The sequence below is a fragment of the Streptomyces sp. NBC_01622 genome (assembly GCF_045209635.1).
In the GTDB taxonomy this organism is placed as follows: domain Bacteria; phylum Actinomycetota; class Actinomycetes; order Streptomycetales; family Streptomycetaceae; genus Streptomyces.
In genome coordinates, this window is the sequence record NZ_CP109293.1 from 2,711,753 (window position 1) to 2,735,352 (window position 23,600).

Consider the following 23,600-nt stretch of genomic DNA (forward strand, 5'->3'; position numbering starts at 1 on the left):
ATGACGACCGTCATCTGCCCCTACTGCTTCGCCCGCACCTCGGCGGCCAAACTGCCCTACCGGTGCCTGATGACCCCGAACGGGGTGCGCGGGGGCTCACCCTGCGGGCCCGAACGGGACGACGTCTGGGCCGGGTTCGTGGGCCCCGGGGTCAATCCGGCGGCCCTGCTGCGGGGGCCGGTGTTCGCCCCGGCGCGCGGGATGGCCTCGCTGGCGTCCGGGCTGCGGCCCGGCTCCGGCAGCAGTGTGCCCTGCCCGGACTGCGGGGTGACCACCACGGTTCGCGTCTGCGCGTCCTGCCACAGCGACCTGCCCAGCGACTACTGCGACCAGGACAGCCGCATCATCGCGCTGGTCGGTGCGAAGGCCTCCGGGAAGAGCACCTATGTGTCCGTGCTGGTCAACGAGTTGAACCAGCGCGTGGGGCAGGCCTACCACGCCTCGCTCGCGGCGATGGGGCAGTCCACACAGCAGCGGGACCGGGAGATGGCGGAGGACCTGTACGAGCGGCTGCGGCTGCCCGACGCGACCCGCCCGGCGGCGCTCGGCTTCAACGACCCGCTCCTGTACCGGCTCAGCGTGCCCCGCCGCAGCAGACTCGGCAACGGCACCCGGCACACCACGCTGGTCTTCTTCGACGCGGCGGGCGAGGACCTCGCGGGCGCCGAGGCGATGGACCGCTACACCCGCTACCTCAGCGCGGCCGACGGCATCGTCCTGCTGGTGGACCCGCTGCAACTGGGCTCCGTACGGGACCGGTTGCCGCTCCAGGACGGCCCGCCGCTGCCCATGGTGGAGACACCGCCGCAGCAGATCGCCGCCGACCTGGCGGCCCAGCTGCGCGCCCACGGCAAGGGCGGCGCGCGCGGCCGGGTGACCACGCCGATCGCGGTCGCGGTGACGAAGACGGACATGCTCAAGCCGCTCCTCGACCCGCACTCGCCGGTACTGCGCAACGCCCCGCATCCGGAGGGCACGTTCGACGAGGACGACCGGCTCGCCGTGCACGAGGAGATCCGGTCCCTGATGGCGGACTGGGACTCCGGCGCGCTGATGCGCCAACTGGAGCTGGACTTCGCCCAGTTGTCGATGTTCGGGCTCTCGGCGCTGGGTGCGCCACCGCCCGCCGACGCACCCGCCGACGTACCGAAGTCGGGGCCGCAGCCGGTGCGGGTGGAGGATCCGCTGCTGTGGCTGCTGGCGCTGCGCGGGGTGCTGCCGGTCCGTACCACCGCGAAGGGGCGAGTCAAGTGACCCTGGCCCAGCTGCACTACACCTCGGCGCCGCCCGGCCCCGACGGCTCCGGCTTCCGGTTCACCGCGGTGAGCGCGGGAGTTCCGCAGGGGCTGCTGCGGGAGGCCGAGCAGCTCATCGGGTACGAGCCGCCGCGCGACTGCCCGGCCCGGCCCGACGCCGAACAGCTCAAGGGCTTCCCGAAGGCCTTCAGTTTCAGTGAACTCGCCGACGGCGGACGGCTGTTGAGCCGGACCGTGTACATCGGCGCCGACTACAGCGGCCGTTGGGGGAACTTCCACGCGCACGCCGTCCATCTGCCCTCCGGCACCCGGCTGCCGGACGGCGCGCTGCCCATCACCGCGTGGGAGTCGCCGCGTTGGGCGGACGCGACGCCCCCGGACGGCAGACCCGAACCGGTGAACCGTATCGAGCCGTCCGGAGTGCTCCGCAAGGAGGCGCTGGTCGCGTTCGCGCTGTCCCGGGCGGGCTGGCTCGCGCCGTTCTTCGCCGATCTGCGGGCGGTCGCGGCGGACCCGGGTGCCGGGCAGCTCGTGGTGGTGGAGCACGACAGCGCCGACGTGGCGCAGTGGATCGCGCTGGCCTGCGCGGTCCTGCCCCGGGAGCAGGCGCACCGGCTCACCTTCACGACGTACACCCGGCGGCCCCAGCAGGCCCGCCAGCAGATCGTGGGCGCGCTGCCGTCTTCGGAGTCGGTGGCCCACGACCACCGCTACCGGGTGCACGACTGCACCGGGCGGCAGCCGTCCGGTCCGGTCGCGGACACCTGGGCCGAGCTGTGCGCCCGGATCTGGCGCGCGGGCCGCACCGACCTGTTCCACAACGACCCCGAGGATCTCGGTCAGTTGGCGGTGACCGCGCTGACAGCGGGCATCGAGCTGCGCGCCGACGCCCGTGCGACGGCGGCCCGTTGGGCGGCCGAGCGCGCGGGCGCGCTGTCGGACGAGACGCTGACGGCGCTGGTCGCCGGGCTGTGCGGCGGCCCGCTGCCCGCCCCGGGCGCGGTCGCGGACGAGGCCGAACAGGCGGCGCTGGCCGCCCTGTTGGCCCGGTTGGACGGGCAGGTGCCGACCGTGGTTTCGGCGCCGCTGGCCGCGCGGGTGCTGGCGTCGGCGGTGCTCGGCCGGGGACCTGTGCCGGCGCTGCGGGCCGGGTCGCTGACGCCCCGGGCGCATGACGAGCTGGCCCGCGATCTCGCGCCCACGCTGCGGGCAGGGCTCGCGGACCCGCAGGAGCCGCCCGCCGGACGGCCGTTGGCCCTGCTGCGGGTCGCCGATCTGCTCGACATCGACTGCCAGGACCAACTGCCGGACCTCGCCGGGCGGTTGGCCCGGGAGCTGGTGAGCGAACCGGCGGACCCGGCTGCGGCGGACGGCGACGGGAAGCGGTCTCGGGACCTCCGTGCGCCGGGGCAGCCGGGCCCGGACCAACAGCCCCGCACGGGCGGCGATCCCCTGCCCGCACCACCGCCGTACAGCCCCCGTGTGCCCGGCCGGCCGGAGGCCACCGCGCCGCGGCCGGGCGAGGACCGTCCCGTCGTGGGCTGTCCGCCCGCGCTGCTGGACGCGGTGCACGCGCACCCCGGGCTGCGGGTGGCGCTGTTCGGGTCGCTCAACGCGCTCGCCGTGGCCGAACCGGCCGCCGTGGCACAGGCGTTGACTGGTTCCGGACTGCCCGTCGCCATGCACCCCGGCTTCCCGCATCTGCGGATGTGCGTCACGCCCGCCCGGTCGGGCGACCGACTCGCGCGGTTCCACGAGGTGGTCCGCACCGCCGGGGTCTCGCCGCACGCCGACCCGACCGTACTGCGCACCGCCCTGCAACTCACCTGGCCCGGCGAGCTGCCCACCGGCCAGGAGGCGAGCCTGCTGCTGAACGAGCTGGGCTCCGACACCCACCGCGCGGCAGGCACCCGGGACCTGCTGATCGAGGCCGCGCTCGCCGCGCCCCGGGACGACCGTGACGTACCGGCCCTCGCGGTCGACCTGCTGCGCTGCTTCAACACCGAGCTGCGGCCGGGACAGCGGGCGGCGCTGCTCCTCCTGGAGTTCAGCGGACTGCTGGGCACCGAGGGCGAGGGCGAGGAGTGGGTCCGCCGCGTACTGAACCTGCGCGACGGCGCCGCCGAACCGGTGCCGGACCCGGTCGTCGACCGTGCCTTCCGGGCCCTCTCGCGACGGCTGCTCGACGGGGTCGCACCGGAGAACGAGCTGTACGCGCTGGCCCGTTCGGGTGAACCTCGGCTGCTCGCCGCGTACGAGCGGGCGGGCCGCTCGGACCGGGTGGGCGACCGGCTGCGGACGGTGCCGGCGTATGTCGCCGCCCGGTTCTGCGACTGGAGCGCGTTCCCGGGAACCCATCCGGCCTGGGACGAGACCCGGGCGACCCTGCTGACGAAGGTGCTGCGGCCGATCGTGCGGGTGCTGCCCGCCGAGGACCTGACCGAGGTCGAGGCGGCGCTCGGCCGCGCGGGCCGCGGCAAGCTCGACGCGTACCGCGCCTGGAACCGCCCCGGTGCCCTGGGGCGTCTCGCGGGACGGCTGTCCGGTCGCGGACGGCGCCCCGACCAGCCCGGTGTGTGGTCCGGGGACATGGAACCGCCGAGCGGGGGAGGCCGCTGATGACCGCCTTGTCGCCGGTGCTGCTCCTGGCCGTCTGGACCGGGATCATCGCGGCCGGACTCTGTCTGGGCCGGCTGCTGTGGGCGTTCCTGTGGATCGGCGCCCGGGCTGTCTGGCGGGGCCTCGGCCCCTGGCAGCCGGGCCGCGCCGACCAGCGGGTCCCGCGCATCGCACCGGGCGCCGAACCGGCCCATCTCGGCTACTACTGGCGGCAGTTGTGGGTGGATGCCGCATCGGCCGGCGGCTACGGGATACGGGTCGTATGGGCCGCGTTCGCCGATCCGTGGCTGCATCGGAACGTCCGCAACCTGTTCCAGGGACGGCATCCGTCGGGTCTGCGCGGCCGGGCGCCGATCAACCGTTTCGGTTACGCCGTCCTCCTGGCGCCCGGCGTCTTCCTCGGCGCCCTGCTCGGCGCGGCCCTCGCCACCGTCCTGCTCGGTGTGTCGCTGCTGTTCTTCGCGCTGCTGGTCGGCCTGGTGTGGCTGGGCTGCGCGACGGCGGTGCCGGTGCTGCGCGGGGTGGAGTACGGCCGGGCGCTGGCTCTGGGCATCCGCGTCAAGTGCCCCTATCCGGGCTGCTATCTGCCGGTGCCGCTGGCCGTGCACCGCTGCCCCGGCTGCCGCGCGTCGCACGCTTCGCTGCGGCCCGGCCGCTACGGCGTGCTGTGGCACCACTGCGCGTGCGGACAGCGGCTGCCCACGACCCGCCTGGCCGGGCGCGGCGGACTCACGGCCCTGTGCCCGCACTGCGACCGGGTGCTGCCCGAGACCGTCGGCTCCACCCGGGTCGTGCACGCGCCGCTGGTCGGCGGCACCTCCTCGGGCAAGACGATGCTGATGGCGGCCATGGTGGAGGGCCTGCACGCCTGGGCCCGGCACGGCGACCTGCGTATCGAGTACGCCTCCGCCGACGACCGCCGCACCTTCAACGACCTCAACCAGGAGCTGAACAGCACCGGTTGGGCCCATGCGACGACCGGCGGCCAGCCGCGCGCCCTGATGCTGACGGTGACCCGCGGGCGACGGCGCCGGCTGCTCTATCTCTACGACCCGATGGGCGAGTCGGTGAGCGACGCCGAACGGATGCGCGCCCAGCAGTACTTGAAGCACACGGACGGCGTGGTCCTGGTCGCCGACGTACTGGCCGACCCCAAGGTGCGCGGCCGGCTCGGCGCCGAGGACACCGAGCGGGCGGGGGCCGCGCGCCCCTCCCCGCAGGGCCCCTGGGAGACGTACCAGCGACTGACCGGCGAGCTCAACGCGCTGACCGGTCGGCGCAAGCGGCTGTCCGTGGCCACCGTCGTCACCAAGCGGGACGTCCTGGACCAACTGGTCACACTGCCCGTCCCGGGGGCGCGGGTCGACTCCTGGCTGGCGGAGATCGGTCTCGGCGGGCTGGTCCGGGCCCTCGGGCACGACTTCAAGGAGGCCCGCTACTGGGCGGTGAGCGCCCGGGCCGCCACCGGCACCGGACCGCTGGAGAGCGAGCAACGCCGGGCCGCGGAACCGGTGTTGTGGCTGCTGGCGGCCTCGGGCCTGAAGACCGCCCCACTGCGCGCACCCGGCGCCGAACCGGAGAAGAGGTACACCCCGGCATGACGAAGGTGACCCCACCGATCGGACACGGACGGCGGCTGCTGGCGGGCCTGTTCGTCACCTCCCTGGTGCTCACGGCCGCCACCCTGGCCTACTTGGCCTACCTGTTCCTCCCCCACCCGTAGCCCCCACTCGTAGAAAGAAAGGACACGGAGTGAGCGACATTCCCGGCGGGCCGATGGCGAACCGGCCGGTCCACTTCATCTGGCTGCTCGACTGCTCGTACTCGATGCAGGGCGAGAAGATCGCCCGGCTCAACTACGCGATCAGAGAAGCGATTCCGGAGATGCGGTCGGTGGCGCACGACAACCCCGCGGCCCAACTGCTGCTGCGGACCGTCACGTTCTCCACCACCGCCCACTGGCACCATCAGACCCCGGTCCCGGTCGACGACTTCACCTGGCAGGACGTAGAGGTGGACGGCATGACCAACCTCGGCGACGCCCTGCACCTGGTCTCGCGCGAGCTGCAGAGCCCGCCGATGCCGCAGCGCGCACTGAAGCCGGTGCTGGCACTGGCGTCGGACGGGGTCCCCACCGACGACTGGCGGGCGGGCCTGAAGGCGATCGACGCGACACCCTGGGGCCGCAAGGCGGTACGGGTCGCCATCGCGATCGGCGCCGACGCGGACCGCAGTGTGCTGCAGGAGTTCCTGGGCAACCCGGAGCTGCAGCCGCTGGACGCCAACAGCCCCAAACAGCTGGCGGCGGCGATCCGTTGGGCGTCGACGGCAGCGGTGAAGGCGGCCTCGCAGCCGGTCGCGGGCGGCTCCTCGGGGCTGACCCTCACCAAGCAGCCGTACGCGCCGCCGGTCATCGACGACGACGATGACGACGACGTGTGGTGACGCTCGGGGTGCGACGCTGGGAGACGCTGGCCGAGAGCGTGCGGGGCGTCGGCAAGAAACTCAACCAGGACTGGTACGCGTGCGAGGGCACCGGCTCCGGCGACGACCCGCTGCTGCTGGCGGTCGCCGACGGCCACGGCTCGGCCGCCCACGCCCGCAGCGAGATCGGCGCGCGCTTCGCCGTGGACCGCTTCCTGGGCCGGGCCGAACTGTTCGCCCGCGCGGCCCGCGACTGCCATGAACGGGGCCGCCTGACCCGGCTGATGACCTACGCCCGCGACGACTTCCCGCGCGCCCTCGTGCAGGACTGGCGGGAGGAGGCCCTCGGCCACTGGTCCCGGCACCGCCCGGTCGCCGACACCGGCACCCCGGAACCGCGGCAGAGCGAGAAGCTGCTGCTGTACGGCACCACACTGATCGGCGCCGTCCTGACCCCGTGGCTGTTCGTGGCCTGGCAGATCGGCGACGGTGATCTCGCGGTGGTCGGGCACGACGGCACCCTGAGCCGGCCGCTGGCCCCCGCCGAGGAGGATCTCGGCGACGAGACGGAGTCGCTGTGCGGCAAGGAGGCCTGGAGCGCGGTGCGGATGCACTGGGCGCCGGTGTTCGACGAGGCCCGCACCCCGCGCCTGGTGGTGCTGTCGACGGACGGACTGTCGAAGAGCTTCGCCTCGGCCGACGGCTACCGGCAGTTCGTGGCGGGCCTGGACGGCCGGCTGACGACGGAAGGCAGCGAGGGGGTGCGTGCCGTGCTCCCGGAGTGGCTGCGGCAGGCCTCGCAGTACTCGGGCGACGACACCACGCTGGCGGCGGCGCTGCGGCACGCGCCGACGGCACCGGTGGCCCCGCCCATGGACACGGAACCGAAGGCGGAGACATAGATGAGCGGCATGCTCGACAGCGGTACGCGGCTGACCGCGCAGAACGGCGAAGAGATCCAGATCGTCGACATGCTGGGCGCGGGCGGCCAGGGCGAGGTGTACCGGGCCAAGACTCCGGCCGGGGACATGGCCCTGAAGTGGTACTACCCGACCTGTGCGACGCCGGAACAGGACGCGATCGTACGGGAGTTGGTGGACCGCGACTTCGACGACGACCGGTTCCTGTGGCCCGAGGCGTATGTGCCCGAGTACCGGGGCTCGTTCGGGTATCTGATGGGCCTGCGCCCCGACCACTTCAAGGGGCTGCCCGCGCTGTTCCGGCGTCAACTGCGCACCTCACCACGGGCGTTGCTGACGGCGTGCCTGTACACGGTGGAGGCGTACCAGGCGCTGCACTCACGGGGCATCGCCTACCGGGACATCTCCTGGGGCAACATCTTCTTCGACCCGGCCACCGGTGACGTGCTGGTCTGCGACAACGACAACGCGGTGGTCGAGGGCGACGTCAGCGGTATCTCGGGCACGATGGAGTTCATGGCGCCGGAGCTGGTGCGCGCCGAGCCGGGCGCCCGTCCCGGCACCCAGTCCGACCTGCACTCCCTCGCGGTCCTGCTGTTCATGTTCCTGATGAACCACCACCCGCTGAAGGGCAAGCGGGAGTTGGGCATCCACTGCCTCGACGAGGCCGCGGAGCGCAAGCTCTACGGCAGGAGTCCGCTGTTCGTCTTCGACCCGGCCGACGACTCCAACGCGCCGGATCCGACGGAGCACGCGACGGTGCTGGCCACCTGGGACGCGGCGGCCGGGAAACTCCAGGACCTGTTCCGGCGCGGGTTCACGGTCGGGCTGCGCGATCCGGCGGCCCGGGTCCGCGAGTCGGAGTGGCGGGACGCGCTGCGGGCCGTACTGGACTCGGTCGTGGAGTGCGCCGCGTGCGGGCGGGAGAACATGACGGAGCCGGGCGAGAACCCGCCGGCCCGCGCCTGCTGGGGCTGCGGGAGTCAACTCGTCCTCCCGCCGCGGCTGGTGGTGACCACTCCCCCGCCGCGCGCCGAACACCACATCCGGCTGCGCCGGGCGGCCCGGGTGCAGGCCCACCATCTCCAGGCGGAGCCGACCCGGCACGACTGCTCGGACGCGAGCCTGGTCGCGGAACTGGTCGAACACCCCTCGAAGCCGGGCCGGTTCGGCATCGCCAACCGCTCGCAGCGGACCTGGACGGGAACGCGCTCCGACGGCGGCTCACAGCAGATCGAGCCCGGCCAGACGGTCCCCCTGCGCTCGGGGCTCGAACTGGACCTCGGGGGCGGGGCACGGGCGGTGGTCAGGGCCAAGTGAGGCCGAGGGGCGCCGTGTTGGAGCCCGGCGCCCCTGTCCTCTCCGCGTTCCTACGACCTCACGGCCTCACAGGCCGAGCGCGTGCTTCAGCTGCTCGACGAGGGCGAGCCCGCCGCTGCCGGCCCCGACACCGATGGTGATGGTCTCCAGGGCGGCCCGGATACGGCCCCGGTTGGCGGCCCGGCCCTCCTCGCCCGCCTGGACCAACTCGCCCTGGATGACCTGTGCTTGGGAAACGAGCGTGGGGTGTTCGCCGCGCAGCCGGTCCACGAGCTGGGCGGCGAGCCGCACCACATCGGCCGCGTCCGTGCCGTTGTTGATCTCGATACGGCCGTTGTCCCCGAAGTTGGACGGCCCGCTGATGTTGCCGTTGAAGTTGTAGGTGCTCATGTGCCGGCTCCTGTTCCGCGTCCGGTTCAGGGCTGGGGCTGTTGTGCCCCGCCCTGGCCCGGACCCCCGTGTCCCTGCTGCCCGTTGACGTTGATCTGTCCGTGGTTGCCGAAGTTGCTGTTGCCCGTGATGTCACCGGAGATGTTGTAGGTCTGGGTGTTGATGATCTGCTGCGCCTTGTCGAAGGAGCTGGTGTCGACGTGATGGTCCTTCAGGAACCGCTCGGTGGCGATCAACACGCCCTGCTGCAGGCGGAAGAGGAAGTCCTGCGAGTCGATGCGCTCGGCGTAGCCCGCCTCGCTCCAGTCGCCGATCCACTCGCGCAGGCTGTCGTTGGCGCCGTAGTCGACGATCCAGTGCTGCTCGGTGATGTCCCGGCGCAGCTTCGTCAACGCCTTCTCGGCGGTGCGGCGGCGCCTGCTCCGGTCGCGGATCCGGCCGACGGCGCCGCGCAGTTCGGGCCAGGTGCGTGAGGTGGCGTGCCGGAAGAGACTCCGCCATCTCTCGGCGCCGGCCACCGGCAGCCGGTCCACCCGGTAGAAGCGGCCGTGCAGCGGCGGGATGGCGTAGGAGGCGACCTCCCAGGTGAGGCTGGGTCCGCTGAGGATCGCCCGCAGATACATGGAGACGATGATCCGGCCGCCCTCGCCGACACGCTCAAGGCACAGGTGGGTGCGCATGCCCGCGCCGGGGCTCTGCAGCCCGGCCTGGACGAACTGCCGGGGGATCTGCGGGCGCGGCCGGGCGGTGCGGTCGGGCAGCAGTTCGGGGAGCATGTAGGCGTTGCTGCCGAGGACGTAGAGCCGGTTCTTGGCGCGCAGCCCCTCCAGGCCGGAGATGCCCTCCATCTGCTTGGCGATGTAGGTGTGCAGGTCGACGGCGTCGAAGGGCTGGATCGTGAGTTTGCCGCCGTTCGGGGCGTCGGCGGGCTTGCTGACGTCGATGGGCTGCCAGACCACTTCCTTGATCTTGCTGCCGCTGCCCACGAACGGGTTGGTGAGGGCCGCCGCGTCCGCGTACGGCAGGACGTTGGCGCGCTTGAGCGAGTGCTCCTGCAGCCAGCTCTCCGCCTCCGGCTCCACGGGTGCGGCGAGCTTCTCGGCCTTGTCGGGGTTGCGGAACACCTCCTGCGCCGCGTCCCGCGCCTGCGCCTCCACGCGGCGGACCAGCCACCAGGAGGCGCCGAGGATGCCGAGCGGGCCGTAGACGCCGACCAGGGCCACGGACCCGCGGCCTTCGGCGAGGCCCCACACCGCGACGAGCAGGGAGAGGAGCAAGGCGGCGAAGAGCCAGGCGAGTTGGCGGTCGAGTGTCGCGCGCCGCAGCAGGGCGGCGCGGGCGTGCCGGGCCAAGGCGACGAAGTTGATGCCGAGGGTGAGGCCCAGGGCGGTGAGCCGGTCACCCGTGAGGCGGTGGTCGACCTCCCGGGCGAAGGCCTCGTCGAGATGGACCGACGCGCACAGCCGTCGTGTCACCCCGTCCTTGCGGTACTGCGGCAACGACGGTAGGACCCTGCCCGCCACTGTCCCCCGCCCTTCCGTCCGAATACGCGCACTTCACCCTAGGGACAACAAGCCTGGTCTGTCCCGGAGTTAGGTGAGGTGGCGCCCGAACGGTACACGGGAGCCGCCCGGTTCCGGCACTCCCCTGTGATGTCGGACCCGGACGGCCCGTCCGCTCTCTGTACTGCGTTTCTTCCGGCGTTCTTGTCACTCCGTGACGGCAACTGGTCCACACTCCGGACACTCAGTCGAAGGAAAGGCCGCCGGTGCGGGTCCGCTTCAGCTCGAAGAGGTCGGGGTGCGTGGCCAACACCCGGAAGCTGTCGAAGAGTTCGGCCGCCTTCGCACCGCGCGGAATGGCTCGCAGCACCGGGCCGAACCACACCGTCCCGTCGACGTGCAGGGTCGGCGTCCCCACATACCCACCCGACTCCTCCTCGGCGCCCGCCTCGTGACTGCGGCGCACGGCGTCGTCGTACGACGGATCGTGGGCGGTGTCGGCGAGGGCCGCGGGGAGGCCGAGTTCGGCGAGGGATTCGGCGATCACGGCGTCGAAGTCGTCCTGGCGCCGCTCGTGGATGCGGACGCCGAAGGCGGTGTACAGGTCGCGCAGGACCTTGTCGCCGTGCTGTTCGGCGGCGGCCACGGCGACACGCACCGGGCCGATCGACTTGTCGACCAACTCCCGGTACCAGTCGGGGAGTTCGTTGCCGATGTTATGGCGGTAGAGGCTCATCGCGTGGAAACGGAGGTCGAGCGGGCGCTCGCGCTCGACCTCCAGCAGCCAGCGCGAGGTGATCCAGGCGAAGGGGCAGGCGGGGTCGAAGTAGAAGTCGACGCGGACAGCGGTGTCAGTGCTCATACGGAGAACGCTAACCGCCGATTGGGCTGAATCCTCGGCCCAATCAGGCGCCCTCTCAGTGGTCCACTTTGCCCACGGCCTGCTGTCGGGGGTCCCGTCCGCTGGACGCGAGGGCCCGCTCGAACACCGGGGCGTCCGCCGGTACCGGCACCGGGTCGGCGAAGCCGTCGTACTGGCGGTAGAGCGCGCCGTGCTTCTCGACCACGTCGAGGACGAGGCGGGCGGCGCCGTCCGAGACGCGGTACTCCTGGCCGGTGGCCGTGGCGACGTCCCAGCCGTGCACCGCCAGCTCCTTGATGATCATCGCGGCGAGTTCACCGGCCGGCATCTTCGCCATGCCGAGGTCGACCTCGCCCTCCCACACCGCCGGGTCGGCCCAGGCGGCGACGGCCCGGTCCAGCTGGGCGGCGTAGGCCTCCGCCCAGTCCGGGCCGGCGGTGAAGTCGCGGGCGGTGAGTTCCTCGGAGAGCTGCTTGCGCAGGGCGCGGTGCTCCAGGCCGTGCGAGGTGTAGAGGACCCAGTGGTTGACCAGCGTGCGGACGTCCCAGTCGGGGCAGTGCGTGGGGTCGTCGAGCTGTGTCGCACTGACACCGCGCGCGACACGGGCCGCCTCGGCGGCGCATTCGATCATGTACGGGTGCAGGTCGTGGTTGCTCATGCACCCCACGCTAGGCAGCGCGCCGTCAGGACTCTTGAACAAACGCGACAGCCTCGTCGGCGAGGCGGACCAGCTCGTCGAACGGCAGCGAACCGGCCGCCCTGCGCTCGCGCGCGAAGCCGTTGGCCAGCCGTTGCAGCAGGTCGTTGAGTGGTGTCGGTACGCCGTGCAGCCGCCCCAGCAGCGCGATCTCGCCGTTGAGGTAGTCGGCCTCGATGGTGCCGGTGCCCCGGTTCAGCGACTGCCAGGAGGAGCCGCCGCCGCGTGGTGCGCCCTCGATCTCCACGAGCTGGATCTTGTCGCCGCGCGCCTCCTTCTCCTCCTCGGCGCTCGCGTACGCGATACCGGCCGCGTCGAGCACGGCCGCGCCCTCGGCCCGGACCCGGCCGTAGAACGCGAAGCTCTCCTCGCTGCCGAGCGGCCCGGAGACCGCCTCGATCGCGTTGGCGAGGTTGCCGAGCAGCTTGGCGTACTGCCAGCGCGTGACATCGGGCACGACCGGCGCCTCGAACCTCGACTTCTCCAGGTCGGCCGCGATCAGCCGGGCGGTCTCGTCCGTGCCGTGCGGACAGCGGCCAAGGTGCAGGATGCCGGTGAGGGGAGCGCCCTCGGCGGCGACCACGCCCGGTTCGACGAAGGTCGCGGGCAGCCACACGCAGACGCCGTACACCCGCCGGAAGCGGCGCAGCGCCAGCCGCTGGCTCTCCACCCCGTTCTGCGCGCAGACGACGGGCAGCCGTTCGGCGGCCGTACCGCCGCCAGCGACCGGCGCCGGTCCCCAGGCCGCGAGCGCGGCCTCGCTGTCCTGCGTCTTCACGGCGAGCAGGAGCACGTCGTCGGGCCTCAACTCGCCCAGTTCTACCGGTTCTTCGACAACCGGCAGCCGGTACGTCGACTCGCCGTCCGGCACCTTGAGCCGCAACCCGCGCTCGGCCAGGGCCGCCCGCTGCGCACCCCGCGCGACGAGTACGACCTCGCACCCCGCCCCGGCCAGCCGGCCACCGATGGCTCCGCCGACCGCCCCTGCTCCGATGATGATGTAGCGCATGGGGACGAGCCTCGCACAGGGTGGATCTCTCCCTCCACGAGGGATCTCAACTGCCGGTCAGCTCCACCAGTTTGACCACGGTGTTCCAGTTGCGAGTGGTGGCGATCAACCCCTTGTTCAGCCGCGGCCGGGCCAGCTCGACGGCGAGCTTGGAGCGGCCGAGGCCGTCGGGGACGTACAGGTAGAGCGCGCGGTCGCCGAGGCGGAACTCCTCGGGGAGGAAGGCGGGTTGGTCGAGTTCCGCGAAGCGGTCCTCCGTGACCGGCAGCGAGTAGTACGTGACGTGGAGCTGCTTGGCCTCCAACTCGGCGGCCGGGAAAGGGCAGTTGTCGGCGACTGCCTTCAGGTAGGCGTGGTCGCGGACGACGACGTCGACCGTGAAGCCGAACCGCTCCTCGATGGCCCGGGCGAGTTCCGCCGCGTGGGACTCCTCGTCCCCGTGGCCGCTCGTGAACACGGCCTGGCCGCTCTGGAGGTAGGTGCGGACGTCGTCGTGTCCGAGGCCTTCGAGGAGCGTGCGCAGTTCGACCATCGGGAGCTTCTTCTTGCCGCCCACGTTGATCCCGCGCAGCAGCGCCGCATACGTCGTCGTCATCCGCACACCATAGAGCGGCCTTCGTGCCCCGTGGGGGTGGGCACGACGGCCGCTTTCCGTGGTGCGTGGGTGCGCGGAAACTCTCGCGGATGAGGTGGCTCCGGATCAACACCTATGGGCACACCTACAAGCACCTGTGACTTGTTCAACAAGGTTTCTTAATAACAAAGCGGACCCCTGCCGACGCATCGGACACCCTGATCACCACCCCCGAGGCGTCCGGATAGATGTAAGGGGCCGCTGTCCTCCCCAGTGGTGAGGGCCCGGGGTCCGTGCGGAGGAGCGGGGCCGCCGGTACTTCACCGGTCAGCACGAGGGGACGTTCTTATTCCGCGCATACCTTCGATCCATGAGGTGGCGGCAGGGGGCCGGCACCGTGCACAAGGGGGCAAGCCCGTCATGGGGAACGGAGATTCGCGGGTGCGGGGCCTCGCCGCCCGGGCCGGCGGCTGGAGCGCCCGGCACCGGTGGGCCGCGGTCGGCATCTGGGTGCTGTTCGTGGTTCTGGCGATGGGAATCGGTTCGGCGGCGGGCCGGGTGGACGTCGACGAGAGCGACCAGCTGAAGGGCGAGACGCACACCGCCGCCCAGCTCATCGACGACGCCGGGATCAAGGAACCGGCCGGTGAGACGATCCTGATCCAGTCGAAGGACGGGTCGCTCAAGTCCACGGACGCCGAGTTCCGCTCCGCGGTCGGCGCGGTCGTCACGGCGGTGAACGGCACCGGCCGGGTCACGGACGTGACCTCGCCGTACGACACGAAGACGATCTCGAAGGACGGCCGGAGCGCACTCGTCCAGTTCGACATGCGGGGCGACTCGGACACCGCGGGTGACCGGGTGGAGCCGGTGCTGAACGCCGTCGCCGGGGTGCAGAAGGACCACGGCTCGCTGCGGATCGAGGAGATCGGCGGCGCCAGCATGGCGAAGCAGTACAAGGACGCGTTCGGCGACGACTTCAAGAAGGCCGAGTACTCGGCCGTCCCCGTGGCCCTCGGTATCCTCCTCATCGCCTTCGGCGCGCTGGTCGCGGCGCTGCTGCCGGTGGCGCTGGCCCTCACCGCGATCATCGCGACGATGGGTCTGATGGGCATCGTCAGCCACGTCCAGCCGATGAGCGACACCGCCAACTCCGTGATGCTGCTGGTCGGTCTGGCCGTCGGCGTCGACTACTGCCTGTTCTATCTGCGCCGCGAACGCGAGGAGCGCGAGGCCGGCCGGGACGCCGGGGCCGCGCTGCGCATCGCCGCCGCGACCAGTGGCCGCGCCATCATCGTCTCCGGTGTCACGGTGTGCGTGGCGATGGCGGGCATGCTGTTCACCGGGCTCGCCGAGTTCGAGGCGATGGGTCTTGCCTCGCTGATGGTCGTCGCGGTCGCCATGGTCGGCTCGGTGACCGTACTGCCCGCGCTGCTCTCGCTGTTGGGCGAGCGGGTCGAGAAGGGCCGTATCCCGTTCCTGCGCCGGCGCGGCCGCCGGGGCAACGGCGAGAGCCGGTTCTGGACCGCCGTCCTCAAGGGCGTGCTCGCCAAGCCGCTCGTCTCCGTCCTCGTCGCGGCAGGCGCGCTGCTGGCGATCGCCGCTCCCGCGGTCGGCATGAAGACCGAAAACCTCACCCTGGACCAGGAGTTCGGCAACTCCCTCCCGATCGTGGGGACTTACAACCGGGTCAACGACGCCTTCCCCGGCGGCTCCGAACCGGCCGAGGTGGTCGTCAAGGCCAAGGACATCAACGCACCCGAGGTCAAGCAGGCGTTGGCCGACTTCAAGGCGGAGGCGGTCGGTTCGGGCGCCTCGCTCGGCCCGGTCGACATCAAGCTGCACGACGCGCAGAACGTCGCCTTCGTCTACGTCCCGCTCGTCGGCGGCTCCGACCAGGACAAGGCCGCGAAGAGCCTGGAGAAACTGCGCGATGAGGTACGCCCCGCCACGCTCGGCAAGGTCGACGGGGTCCAGGCGCCGATCACCGGACAGGTCGCCGGTTCGCACGACTTCAACGACCAGCTCCTCGGATCGGTCGTACCGGTCTTCGCGTTCGTCGTGGTCTTCGCCTTCCTGCTGATGCTCCTGTCGTTCCGCTCACTGACGGTCGCGATCACCTCGATCGTCCTCAACCTCCTTTCGGTGGGGGCGGCTTACGGCATCCTCGTCGCCGTGTTCCAACACGGCTGGGGCGCCTCGCTGGTGGGCGCGGAGGGCGTCGGCGCCATCGTCACCTGGCTGCCGCTGTTCCTCTTCGTGATCCTGTTCGGCCTGTCGATGGACTACCACGTGTTCGTCGTCTCCCGCATCCGCGAGGCGAGGCTGCGCGGCCGTACGACACGGGACGCGATCCAGCACGGCGTGGTCACCACGGCCGGTGTCGTCACCAGCGCCGCGATCATCATGGTCGCCGTCTTCGCGATCTTCGGCACGCTGTCCATGCAGTCCATGAAGCAGATGGGCGTCGGCCTCGCGGCGGCGGTCCTCATCGACGCCACGGTCATCCGGGGCGTCCTGCTCCCGGCGGTGATGGCCCTCCTCGGCGAACGCAACTGGTACTTCCCGAAGTGGCTCCACCGCCTTCCCGACCTCACCCACGACGAGTCCCCGGAGGAGATCACCTCCACGGTGGCGGGCGAGGGCGAGCGGGTGCGGGTGTAACTCCGTTCGGCTGAGGGCTCGTTCGTGTCCAGGGCCAAGCAGAGGGACGTACGGCCACCGGGCCTGGCCTGCCCAGACCCGGTGGTTCGGCGTCCTGCCCGTCACTTGTTCCGCGGGTGGTAGGCGAGCTGGCGCTCGACGGCCGCTGCGGCGAAGTCGCCCAGGCCGTTCACCACCTCACCGGCCTCCAGCCGGATCCCTCGGGCCAGGCCCGCTCCCTTGAGTACGGCGCCGCGGCGGTCGGGATCGGTGCCGGTGAAGTCATCGCCTCCGGCCAGCCGAACGCTCCGTGCCGAGATGGCCCCGAGGACCTGGGCACCGTCACCGATGACGCTGGCTCCGACGATCTCGGCGCCGTTGAGCAGCCGGGCGCGGTTGCCGACCGACAGCACGGAGCCGGGCTGGTCGGCCTTGATCCGCACACCGCCGGGGCCGAGGGAACACTCGTCCCCGATCTCGATCCGCCCCCCGTTCGCGGCGATCACCAGCGTCGACGGGTGGAAGGTGTTACCGCTGCCGACGGAACACGTCCCGCCGTCGCACTGCACCACGACACCCGGGAAGAAGGTGTTGCCCTCACCGATCACGGCATCGTCGGCGATCAGCGTCGAGAACGGATCGAAGACGGTGTTCGTCTCGGCCAGTGCGGCCATCCCGGCGAACGTCAGGAACCCGTTCCTGCGCCGGTGCTCGTCCATCAGACCGATGATCTTGTCCTGCACTTCCGGTCAGCTCCCCTGGTCGGTCAACTCGTAGGTGTCGATGGGTCGGGCCGGTCCGGGCGGGGCAGAAAGCCGTAGTGGATCATCCGCTTGCGCTCAAGAATGACGGCCAGGCTGACGAGCGCGCCCATGGCCGGCGAGTACAGCACGATCGGGAGATCGATCCGCCCGATCGCCCACGCGGCCACCCCGCCGAAGAACACGGCACCGACGAGGCCGAAGGGCAGAGGATGCCGAACGGCGCGCTTGCGGGCTTCGGACGGGGGCAGATGCCCGGCGAAGGCTCGATCGAGTGCGAAGAATATCCGTTTGATCCGATCCATTACTCTCTCCTGGCGATACATGGCCCCACCCGAGCCCGGAGGCCCCGGCCAGGCCATGAGTCACGCCTGCGCCAGAACCCCGGCATCATACGGAGCGCGGTGGCGCTACGACATCAGCTCCCTGTGCAACCGCAGCCAGTGGTCCGGCGACACCTCGCCGACGAGGACGTGCGGATCGAGGCGTGCCGCGCGGAACGCGGCGTCCACGCGGCGCCTCGGGTGTGCCCGGCGCAGCGAGGCGTGCAGCGAACCGCCCACCCCCGAGAAGCCCAGCTCGACCAGATGCCGCCAGCCGCGCAGTTCGGCGGGTTCGAGCAGTGGGGTCCGGCGCCGCTCGATCCTTACGATCCCGGCGTCGACGCGCGGCACGGGACTGAACCTCCTCCGGTCGACCCGCCCGACCAGCCGCCATTCGTGGCGCGGCCAGCTGCGTACCGTCAGCAGGGTCCAACTCCCGTAGTCCCCCGTGCGTTTGCGGGCGTACTCCAGCTGCGTGAGCAGGGTGGCGTCGGTGAGGGCGGGGGCGCGCAGGCACCAGTCGACGATGTCGGCGGTGCGGGAGAAGGGCACGTTGCCGGCGACGGAGAACGGGGTGCGCGGGGGCCGGGTGTCCATGAAGTCCCCCGGCGATGACGTGCACTTGGGGTGTGGTGGCGAAGCGGGTTCGGAGCTTCGGTACGAGCCGGGGATCGATCTCGTGGGCGTGCAGTTCGTGGCAGTGGGGCGCGAGCTTCGCGGTCAACGCGCCTTTTCCCGCGCCCACTTCGAGGAGGAGGGGGATCCGCCGTCCGTGCGGGACGGCAAGTTGGGTGACGTATTCGGCGGTGGCGCGGTCGGCGAGGAAGTTCTGCGAGAGCGCGCGGGAAACGTGGGTGGGGCGGGCCATGGCCTGCGGTCCTTGTCTTCCGTGAAGGGCATACGGGCAGACGAAGGCCCCGACCGGAAGAACAGGGAGAGGTGTCAGCGGGCGTGGACGCCCGGGCCGGTCAGGGCACCGGGGCCGCGGCGCATGCGGATCGCATACGTGCAGCTCCGGCCGAGACCGGAGTTCGTGATCGCGTTGGCGGCTGACATGCCGCTCACGCTAGGTGGGGTCGGTGGAGTGGGGCAACGGAATTTTCGCTGGGTGAAGCGCGCTCCGGGGAGGGGCGTGCGGTTGTTCGGCGAGTGCAGGTGAGTTGGGGCTGGTCGCGCAGTTCCCCGCGCCCCTGAGGGGCGCGACCCTGAGGGGGGGTTAGTCCTAGGGGGCACTTCAGCGTTGGTATCTCGCCAGTACCAAGTTGCCGTCCCTCTGCAGGCGTTGGCGTAGTTCTGCCAGGCCGATCGCTCCGCTGTAGTACTCCTGGAAGGCCGGGGTGGCCACCTTGTCCTTCCATTCCGGGTAGCCGCGTACCGACTGTGCGGGCGCCGAGACGAGGTCGGCGGCGAGTGCCGCACCGGTGGACCAGTCGTCCTTGGTGGTGTGCAGGGCGGGGTCCTTGAGGGCCTCCGTGCCGGTGGGGAGCATCCAGTCGCCGAGGGCCAGCCTGACCATGTTCTTGGGCTGGAGCAGGAAGTCGATGAACTCGGCGGCCTCCTTCTTGTGCGGGCTGTCCTCGGCGATGGACAGGGTCTGGGGGCTGACGCCCTGGGTGAGCCCGTCGGCGCCGGCCGGGGCGGGCAGCACCTGCCAGTCGAAGCCCTTCGGCGCCTGCTGCACGATCTGCTGGCGGTAGGAGAAGCCGAGCGGGACCATCGCGTACTTGCCGCCGAAGAACCCGGGCAGGGTGTCCGAGCCGCCGCTCCCGAGCGTTGTGGGCGAGGCGCTGTGGTCCACGTCCGCCTGATCGTGGATCGTGCGCGGCACGACCTGGTCGCCCGCGTCGAAGCGGACTGTCACCTTGCCGTCCGCGCCCCGGTGGAACAGTTCGCCGCCCGCCGAGAGAGACAGGTTGAGCGTGGCGGACACCGGTTCCTTGAGCGGCCAGGCCACGCCGTATTTGCCGTCGCCGCTCAGCTGCTGGGTGATGGCCCTGAACTCCGGCCAGGTCCAGGGGTGTTCGGGGGTCGGGATGCGTACGCCCGCCTTCTTCAGCCAGGTCGCGTTGGCGATGATCACCCTTGGCTCCTGGAGGAACGGCACGCCGTAGATTCCGTTCCCGAAGGTCGCCGTCTCCCAACTGCGTTGCGGGATGCCGGACTTGAGCCGGGCGGGCAGCAGGTTCCGGAGGTCGGCGAGGTAGCCGCCGTAGGCGAAGTCCGCGAGGTCGTCGGAGGCGTCGTGGATGATGTCCGGCGCCTCACCGCCCTCGAAGGAGGTGAGCAGCTGGTCGTGGACGCCGTCCCAACTGCCCTGCACGTATTCGACCTTGACGTCCGGATGGGTGGTGTTCCACTCCTTCACCAGTTCCTTGTTGGCGGTGACGGACTCCTCCTGCCAGGCGAGGGACTGGAAGCGGAGGGTGATCCTGCCGTTCGCAGAGTTGTTTCCGCCGCCGCCCGTGCAGCCGGCGAGGAGCAGGCCTACGACCAGAACGAGGATCCATCGGGGGCGCATCAGCTCTTCACCGCCCCGGTGAGCATGCCGCCGGTGATCCGGCGTTGGATCAGGGCGAAGACGAGCAGGGAGGGCAGGGTCGCGAGGAACGCGGCGGCGGCCAGCGGGCCCAGGTCGGCGACGCCCTCCGCGCCGATGAAGTGGGTGAGGACGACCGGGAGGGTCTGGCGCTCCGGGGTCTTGAGCAGGACCAGCGCGAAGAAGAACTCGTTCCACGCGGTGACGAACGCGAACAGGGCCGTCGCCACGATGCCCGGCGCGAGCAGCGGTGCCGTCACCGACACGAGCGTGCGGAGCTTCCCGGCCCCGTCGACCGCCGCCGCCTCCTCCAACTCGGCCGGTACCGCCCGTACATACCCGACGAGCATCCACAGCGCGAACGGCAGCGACCACACCACGTAGACCAGCACCAGGCCGGCCAGGGAGTCGATCAGCCGCAGGTTCTTCAGCACCAGGAACAGCGGGATGATCACCAGCACGAACGGGAACGCCTGGCTGACCACCACCCACCCGGTCGCGGCCCGCGCGAGCAGTGTCCGGCGCCGGGCCATGACCCACGCCATCGGTGTCGCGATCACCACGGCGATCAGCGCGGCCCCGAGCGCGGCGAGCAGGGAGTTCAACGCGGCGTGCAGCAGCGGCTGTTCGTCGAAGGCCTGGCGGAAGTTGGCGAGGGTCGGGTGCCGGGGGATCCAGGTGGGGTGCAGACTGCCCAGCTCGCGCGGAGACTTGAAGGCGGTGGAGATCAGCCAGAGGAAGGGGAAGGCGAGGAAGACGAGATACGCGAGCAGGGCGACGTACTGTCCGGCGCGGGCACCGGTGCTCGTCCTCATGCCTGTGGTGCTGCTGGTCCTGGTCCTCACGAGTCGTCCCCTCCCCGAAGGCGGCCTACCAAGAAGACGGCGAGGAGCACCGAGATCACCGCGACCATCACGCATCCCATCGCCGCCGCGTACCCGAACTGGCCGTAGCGGAAGGCCTCTTCGTAGGCGAAGAGCATGGGCAGCCGAGTGCGGCCGCCGGGTCCGCCGCTGGTCAGGACGTAGACCAGGGCGAACGAGTTGAAGTTCCAGATGAGGTTGAGTGCCATGATCGACAGCGCCACCGGTCTGAGGGCGGGCCAGGTGACCGTGCGGAAGCGGCGCCAGGCTCCGGCGCCGTCGACCGCCGCCGCCTCGTGCAGTTCGCGCGGGGTGTTCTGCAGTCCGGCGAGCAGGGCGACCGTCGTCTGGGGCATGCCCGCCCAGACGCCGACGACGATCACGGCGGGCAGTGCGGTCGACAGGCTGCTGAGCCAGTCGCGGCCGTCCCCGAGGCCGAGGTCGTGCAGGGTCTCGTTGAGGATGCCTGCGTCCGGGTTGTAGACGATCCGCCACATGATGCCGACGACGACCTCGGGCATCGCCCACGGGACGATCGCCAGCGCCCGGGCGAGCCATCTCAGCCGCAGGTCCTGGTTGAGCAGCAGAGCGAGGCCGAGGGCGAGCAGGAACTGCGGCACGGTCACCCCGACCGCCCACACCAGCCCGATCCGGAACGACTCCCAGAACAGCGTGTCGTGCAACAGGTCACGGAAGTTGAGGCCGCCGATCCACCGCGTGGGCGCGGTCCGGCCCGACTGGGAGTCGGTGAAGGCCAGCAGGACGCCGTAGAGGAGGGGGCCGACGCTGAGCACGAGGATCGGGATCAGGGCGGGTAACACGAGGAACCAGGCCGCGCGGTCGGAGCCGCGCCCTTGCCGGCCCCGGCTGGGCGCACGGCCCGGCGGCCTCCTCACCTCCGTCGCCGATACCCCCGTCAGCGATGTCATGGAATCAGCCCCTTTGCACGGCCCGGTCGGGCCCCGTCATGGTCGTGAACGCCGTGTGCCTCGTCAAGACACCTCGCATGCCGTCCCACCTGTGCGAATGCGACACTGACCGTCGGATGGCGGGAACCCGACGCCGTACGCACACGCACAGGGATCACACGGAGGCGGACGATGGACGAGGCACGGGCCCGGGACGTACTGGCCGCGGCGGACGTACTGCCCGGCCCGGCGCGGGATGCGCGGCTCCTCGCCCTCGGCGAGAACGCGGTGTTCGCCGCCGGTGACCTGGTCGTCAAGGTGGGCCGCGACGCCGAACTCCTCGACCGCGCCCGGCGCGAGCTGGACGTCGCGGTGTGGCTGGCCGAGGCGGGCGTGCCGGCGGTGCGGGCCGCCGACCCGAAGCCGGGCCTCGTCGAGGGACACCCGGTGACCGTGTGGCACCGGCTGGCCGATTCCGTGCGCCCGGCCGAACCCCGGGATTTGGCCGAACTGCTACGCCTCGTCCACGCGCTTCCCTCCCCCTCCTTCGAACTCCCGCCCCGCGAGCTGCTGGGCGGTGTGGAGCGCTGGCTGCGGCTCGCGGGCGACGCGATCGACCCGGCGGACGCGGCGTATCTCCGTGAGCGGCGCGACGGCTTCGCGGCTGCCGCCGCCGCGCTCACGCCCCATCTGCCGCCCGGCCCGATCCATGGCGACGCGCTGCCCCGCAATGTGCACGTCGGTCCGGACGGTCCGGTCCTGGTCGACCTGGAGACCTTCTCCGCGGACCTGCGCGAGCACGACCTGGTGGTGATGGCTCTGTCCCGCGACCGCTATGCGTTCCCGGCCCGGGCCTATGACTCGTTCACCGAGGCCTACGGCTGGGACGTGCGGGAGTGGGACGGCTGCGGGGTGCTGCGCGGTGCCCGGGAGACGGCCAGCTGCGCGTGGGTCGCCCAGCATGCGCCGAGCAACCCCGAGGCGCTGGCCGAGTTCGAGCGCCGGGTGGCATCCCTGCGGGACGGGGACGAGACGGTGCGGTGGTATCCGTTCTGAGCGCCTATTGATTGGGGGCGACAGGGATTCGGGCGACTGACGGTCCGATGTGGCTGGTCGCTCCCACGCGGCGGAGCCGCAAATCGGTACAGCCCCGCGCCCCTTACGGGCGCCCCGGGTTCAAACCGTCTCGTCCTCCAGCTCGCGCAGCGGCCACGTGCCGTCGATCACCGCGTCCTGGTCGCCCTTGCGGCGCAGGAAGCTTTGGAAGTCGGCGGCCCATTCGGCGTACCACTCGATCTGGCGGCGGTGCAGTTCGGCCGGGCCGAGGGCGGCGACCTTCGGGTGGCGGTCGGCTATCGCGCCGGCCAGCCGGGCGGCGGCGAGGGCGTCGGCCGAGGCGTCGTGCGCGGAGTCGAGGACCACGCCGTACTCCTGGCAGACCGCCTCGAGGTTGCGCTTGCCGCGGCGGTAGCGGTCGACGGAGCGGTCGATCGTGTACGGGTCGATGACCGGGGCGGGGTCGGTGCCGCCCAGGCGGTCGCGCAGGGACGGGAGTCCGTGCCGGCGGAGCTCGGCGGAGAGCAGGGTGAGGTCGAAGGCCGCGTTGTAGGCGACGACGGGGACGCCCGTCTTCCAGTAGGTCACGAGGACGTCCGCGATCGCGTCGGCGACCTCGTCGGCCGGGCGGCCCTCGGCGGTGGCCCGTTCGTTCGTGATGCCGTGCACGGCGACGGCGTCGGCCGGGATCTCCACGCCGGGATCCGCCAGCCACTCCCGACGGCCCGCCGGCCGTCCGCCCCTGACCTCTATGACCGCGCCGGTGACGATGCGCGCCTCGCGCGGCTCCGTGCCGGTCGTCTCCAGGTCGAAGCCGATGAGCAGCTCCTGGTGCCAGGCCATGACGGCCCCCCTTCTCGGTGGTGCTTTCCCCCAGTGGTCTCCACGATCGCATGAGCCACTGACAATCCGAGGACCGCGTTCCGCTTGGCGCCGG

At 71.5% G+C, this 23,600-nt stretch carries 21 protein-coding genes and 1 pseudogene; 9 read left to right on the forward strand and 13 right to left on the reverse strand.

Features of this window, described 5'->3' with window-relative positions:
• From OH768_RS12410 to OH768_RS12440, 7 genes are read left to right on the forward strand one after another with little or no spacing between them, the layout of a single operon-like run.
• The gene (locus tag OH768_RS12410) at positions 1 to 1,254 is read left to right on the forward strand and encodes a hypothetical protein (RefSeq protein ID WP_406453006.1); all 1,254 of its coding nucleotides are present in this window, start codon (positions 1 to 3) and stop codon (positions 1,252 to 1,254) included.
• On the forward strand, positions 1,251 to 3,875 hold the full coding sequence (locus OH768_RS12415) for a GTPase-associated protein 1-related protein (RefSeq protein ID WP_406453008.1): 2,625 nt from the start codon (positions 1,251 to 1,253) through the stop codon (positions 3,873 to 3,875). The genes OH768_RS12410 and OH768_RS12415 overlap by 4 nt, the downstream gene beginning before the upstream one ends.
• Positions 3,875 to 5,476: a hypothetical protein gene (locus tag OH768_RS12420; protein WP_406453010.1), complete on the forward strand. Its 1,602-nt coding sequence runs from the start codon at positions 3,875 to 3,877 to the stop codon at positions 5,474 to 5,476. The genes OH768_RS12415 and OH768_RS12420 overlap by 1 nt, the downstream gene beginning before the upstream one ends.
• Positions 5,473 to 5,598, forward strand: a complete 126-nt coding sequence (locus tag OH768_RS12425; protein WP_019071483.1) for a hypothetical protein — start codon at positions 5,473 to 5,475, stop codon at positions 5,596 to 5,598. Before OH768_RS12420 ends, OH768_RS12425 begins: the two co-directional genes overlap by 4 nt.
• A 53-nt stretch (positions 5,599 to 5,651) precedes the next feature.
• Positions 5,652 to 6,320, forward strand: a complete 669-nt coding sequence (locus OH768_RS12430) for a vWA domain-containing protein (protein WP_406465247.1) — start codon at positions 5,652 to 5,654, stop codon at positions 6,318 to 6,320.
• Positions 6,314 to 7,201: a PP2C family serine/threonine-protein phosphatase gene (locus tag OH768_RS12435; protein WP_406453012.1), complete on the forward strand. Its 888-nt coding sequence runs from the start codon at positions 6,314 to 6,316 to the stop codon at positions 7,199 to 7,201. Before OH768_RS12430 ends, OH768_RS12435 begins: the two co-directional genes overlap by 7 nt.
• Complete coding sequence (locus OH768_RS12440; protein WP_406453014.1) at positions 7,202 to 8,539, forward strand: protein kinase domain-containing protein; 1,338 nt, start codon at positions 7,202 to 7,204, stop codon at positions 8,537 to 8,539.
• A gap of 66 nt (positions 8,540 to 8,605) precedes the next feature.
• Here OH768_RS12440 and OH768_RS12445 read toward each other — a convergent pair whose 3' ends face one another.
• The 6 genes from OH768_RS12445 to OH768_RS12470 all read right to left on the reverse strand — a co-directional run bounded on the left by OH768_RS12445 (position 8,606) and on the right by OH768_RS12470 (position 13,594).
• Positions 8,606 to 8,929, reverse strand: a complete 324-nt coding sequence (locus tag OH768_RS12445; protein WP_406453016.1) for a hypothetical protein — start codon at positions 8,927 to 8,929, stop codon at positions 8,606 to 8,608.
• Positions 8,930 to 8,955: 26 nt separating this feature from the next.
• Complete coding sequence (locus tag OH768_RS12450) at positions 8,956 to 10,404, reverse strand: hypothetical protein (RefSeq protein ID WP_406453018.1); 1,449 nt, start codon at positions 10,402 to 10,404, stop codon at positions 8,956 to 8,958.
• A gap of 271 nt (positions 10,405 to 10,675) precedes the next feature.
• On the reverse strand, positions 10,676 to 11,293 hold the full coding sequence (locus OH768_RS12455; protein WP_406453020.1) for a DsbA family protein: 618 nt from the start codon (positions 11,291 to 11,293) through the stop codon (positions 10,676 to 10,678).
• Between the two features lie 55 nt (positions 11,294 to 11,348).
• Positions 11,349 to 11,951: a TIGR03086 family metal-binding protein gene (locus OH768_RS12460; protein WP_406453021.1), complete on the reverse strand. Its 603-nt coding sequence runs from the start codon at positions 11,949 to 11,951 to the stop codon at positions 11,349 to 11,351.
• 25 nt (positions 11,952 to 11,976) lie between these two features.
• Positions 11,977 to 12,999: a ketopantoate reductase family protein gene (locus tag OH768_RS12465; RefSeq protein ID WP_406453022.1), complete on the reverse strand. Its 1,023-nt coding sequence runs from the start codon at positions 12,997 to 12,999 to the stop codon at positions 11,977 to 11,979.
• A 46-nt stretch (positions 13,000 to 13,045) separates the two neighbouring features.
• Complete coding sequence (locus tag OH768_RS12470; protein ID WP_406453023.1) at positions 13,046 to 13,594, reverse strand: DUF1697 domain-containing protein; 549 nt, start codon at positions 13,592 to 13,594, stop codon at positions 13,046 to 13,048.
• Between the two features lie 399 nt (positions 13,595 to 13,993).
• Here OH768_RS12470 and OH768_RS12475 point away from each other — a divergent pair, with 399 nt between their 5' ends.
• Positions 13,994 to 16,237, forward strand: a complete 2,244-nt coding sequence (locus OH768_RS12475; protein WP_406453025.1) for an MMPL family transporter — start codon at positions 13,994 to 13,996, stop codon at positions 16,235 to 16,237.
• 101 nt (positions 16,238 to 16,338) lie between these two features.
• Here the strand turns inward: OH768_RS12475 and OH768_RS12480 are convergent, their stop codons facing one another.
• The 6 genes and pseudogenes from OH768_RS12480 to OH768_RS12505 all read right to left on the reverse strand — a co-directional run bounded on the left by OH768_RS12480 (position 16,339) and on the right by OH768_RS12505 (position 21,628).
• Positions 16,339 to 16,959 (reverse strand): hypothetical protein, encoded by a 621-nt coding sequence (locus OH768_RS12480; RefSeq protein ID WP_406453027.1) that lies wholly within the window; start codon positions 16,957 to 16,959, stop codon positions 16,339 to 16,341.
• A 23-nt stretch (positions 16,960 to 16,982) separates the two neighbouring features.
• Positions 16,983 to 17,282, reverse strand: a complete 300-nt coding sequence (locus OH768_RS12485; protein WP_406453029.1) for a hypothetical protein — start codon at positions 17,280 to 17,282, stop codon at positions 16,983 to 16,985.
• 105 nt (positions 17,283 to 17,387) lie between these two features.
• A pseudogene (gene erm, locus OH768_RS12490) lies at positions 17,388 to 18,168 on the reverse strand (ErmE/ErmH/ErmO/ErmR family 23S rRNA (adenine(2058)-N(6))-methyltransferase).
• A gap of 366 nt (positions 18,169 to 18,534) precedes the next feature.
• Complete coding sequence (locus OH768_RS12495; RefSeq protein WP_406453031.1) at positions 18,535 to 19,818, reverse strand: ABC transporter substrate-binding protein; 1,284 nt, start codon at positions 19,816 to 19,818, stop codon at positions 18,535 to 18,537.
• A complete protein-coding gene (locus OH768_RS12500) occupies positions 19,818 to 20,651 on the reverse strand; it encodes a carbohydrate ABC transporter permease (RefSeq protein ID WP_406453033.1) in 834 nt (277 codons plus the stop codon). The genes OH768_RS12495 and OH768_RS12500 overlap by 1 nt, the downstream gene beginning before the upstream one ends.
• Positions 20,652 to 20,677: 26 nt before the next feature.
• Positions 20,678 to 21,628: a carbohydrate ABC transporter permease gene (locus tag OH768_RS12505; RefSeq protein ID WP_406453035.1), complete on the reverse strand. Its 951-nt coding sequence runs from the start codon at positions 21,626 to 21,628 to the stop codon at positions 20,678 to 20,680.
• Between the two features lie 171 nt (positions 21,629 to 21,799).
• Here OH768_RS12505 and OH768_RS12510 point away from each other — a divergent pair, with 171 nt between their 5' ends.
• The gene (locus OH768_RS12510) at positions 21,800 to 22,663 is read left to right on the forward strand and encodes a phosphotransferase enzyme family protein (RefSeq protein ID WP_406453037.1); all 864 of its coding nucleotides are present in this window, start codon (positions 21,800 to 21,802) and stop codon (positions 22,661 to 22,663) included.
• Between the two features lie 120 nt (positions 22,664 to 22,783).
• On the opposite strand, the gene OH768_RS12515 is transcribed toward OH768_RS12510, so the two are convergent.
• A complete protein-coding gene (locus OH768_RS12515) occupies positions 22,784 to 23,506 on the reverse strand; it encodes a 3'-5' exonuclease (RefSeq protein ID WP_406453039.1) in 723 nt (240 codons plus the stop codon).
• Between the last annotated feature and the right edge of the window lie 94 nt (positions 23,507 to 23,600).

Excerpts from the sequence above, each read along its gene's own strand:
- OH768_RS12430 (WP_406465247.1), top strand. The coding sequence starts at position 5,652 with ATGGCGAACCGGCCGGTCCACTTCATCTGGCTGCTCGACTGCTCGTAC.
- OH768_RS12455 (WP_406453020.1), bottom strand. The coding sequence starts at position 11,293 with ATGAGCACTGACACCGCTGTCCGCGTCGACTTCTACTTCGACCCCGCC.
- OH768_RS12440 (WP_406453014.1), top strand. The coding sequence starts at position 7,202 with ATGAGCGGCATGCTCGACAGCGGTACGCGGCTGACCGCGCAGAACGGC.
- OH768_RS12475 (WP_406453025.1), top strand. The coding sequence starts at position 13,994 with ATGGGGAACGGAGATTCGCGGGTGCGGGGCCTCGCCGCCCGGGCCGGC.
- OH768_RS12420 (WP_406453010.1), top strand. The coding sequence starts at position 3,875 with ATGACCGCCTTGTCGCCGGTGCTGCTCCTGGCCGTCTGGACCGGGATC.
- OH768_RS12410 (WP_406453006.1), top strand. The coding sequence starts at position 1 with ATGACGACCGTCATCTGCCCCTACTGCTTCGCCCGCACCTCGGCGGCC.
- OH768_RS12500 (WP_406453033.1), bottom strand. The coding sequence starts at position 20,651 with ATGAGGACGAGCACCGGTGCCCGCGCCGGACAGTACGTCGCCCTGCTC.
- OH768_RS12470 (WP_406453023.1), bottom strand. The coding sequence starts at position 13,594 with ATGACGACGACGTATGCGGCGCTGCTGCGCGGGATCAACGTGGGCGGC.
- OH768_RS12515 (WP_406453039.1), bottom strand. The coding sequence starts at position 23,506 with ATGGCCTGGCACCAGGAGCTGCTCATCGGCTTCGACCTGGAGACGACC.
- OH768_RS12495 (WP_406453031.1), bottom strand. The coding sequence starts at position 19,818 with ATGCGCCCCCGATGGATCCTCGTTCTGGTCGTAGGCCTGCTCCTCGCC.
- OH768_RS12460 (WP_406453021.1), bottom strand. The coding sequence starts at position 11,951 with ATGAGCAACCACGACCTGCACCCGTACATGATCGAATGCGCCGCCGAG.
- OH768_RS12510 (WP_406453037.1), top strand. The coding sequence starts at position 21,800 with ATGGACGAGGCACGGGCCCGGGACGTACTGGCCGCGGCGGACGTACTG.
- OH768_RS12485 (WP_406453029.1), bottom strand. The coding sequence starts at position 17,282 with ATGGATCGGATCAAACGGATATTCTTCGCACTCGATCGAGCCTTCGCC.
- OH768_RS12425 (WP_019071483.1), top strand. The coding sequence starts at position 5,473 with ATGACGAAGGTGACCCCACCGATCGGACACGGACGGCGGCTGCTGGCG.
- OH768_RS12465 (WP_406453022.1), bottom strand. The coding sequence starts at position 12,999 with ATGCGCTACATCATCATCGGAGCAGGGGCGGTCGGCGGAGCCATCGGT.
- OH768_RS12505 (WP_406453035.1), bottom strand. The coding sequence starts at position 21,628 with ATGACATCGCTGACGGGGGTATCGGCGACGGAGGTGAGGAGGCCGCCG.
- OH768_RS12445 (WP_406453016.1), bottom strand. The coding sequence starts at position 8,929 with ATGAGCACCTACAACTTCAACGGCAACATCAGCGGGCCGTCCAACTTC.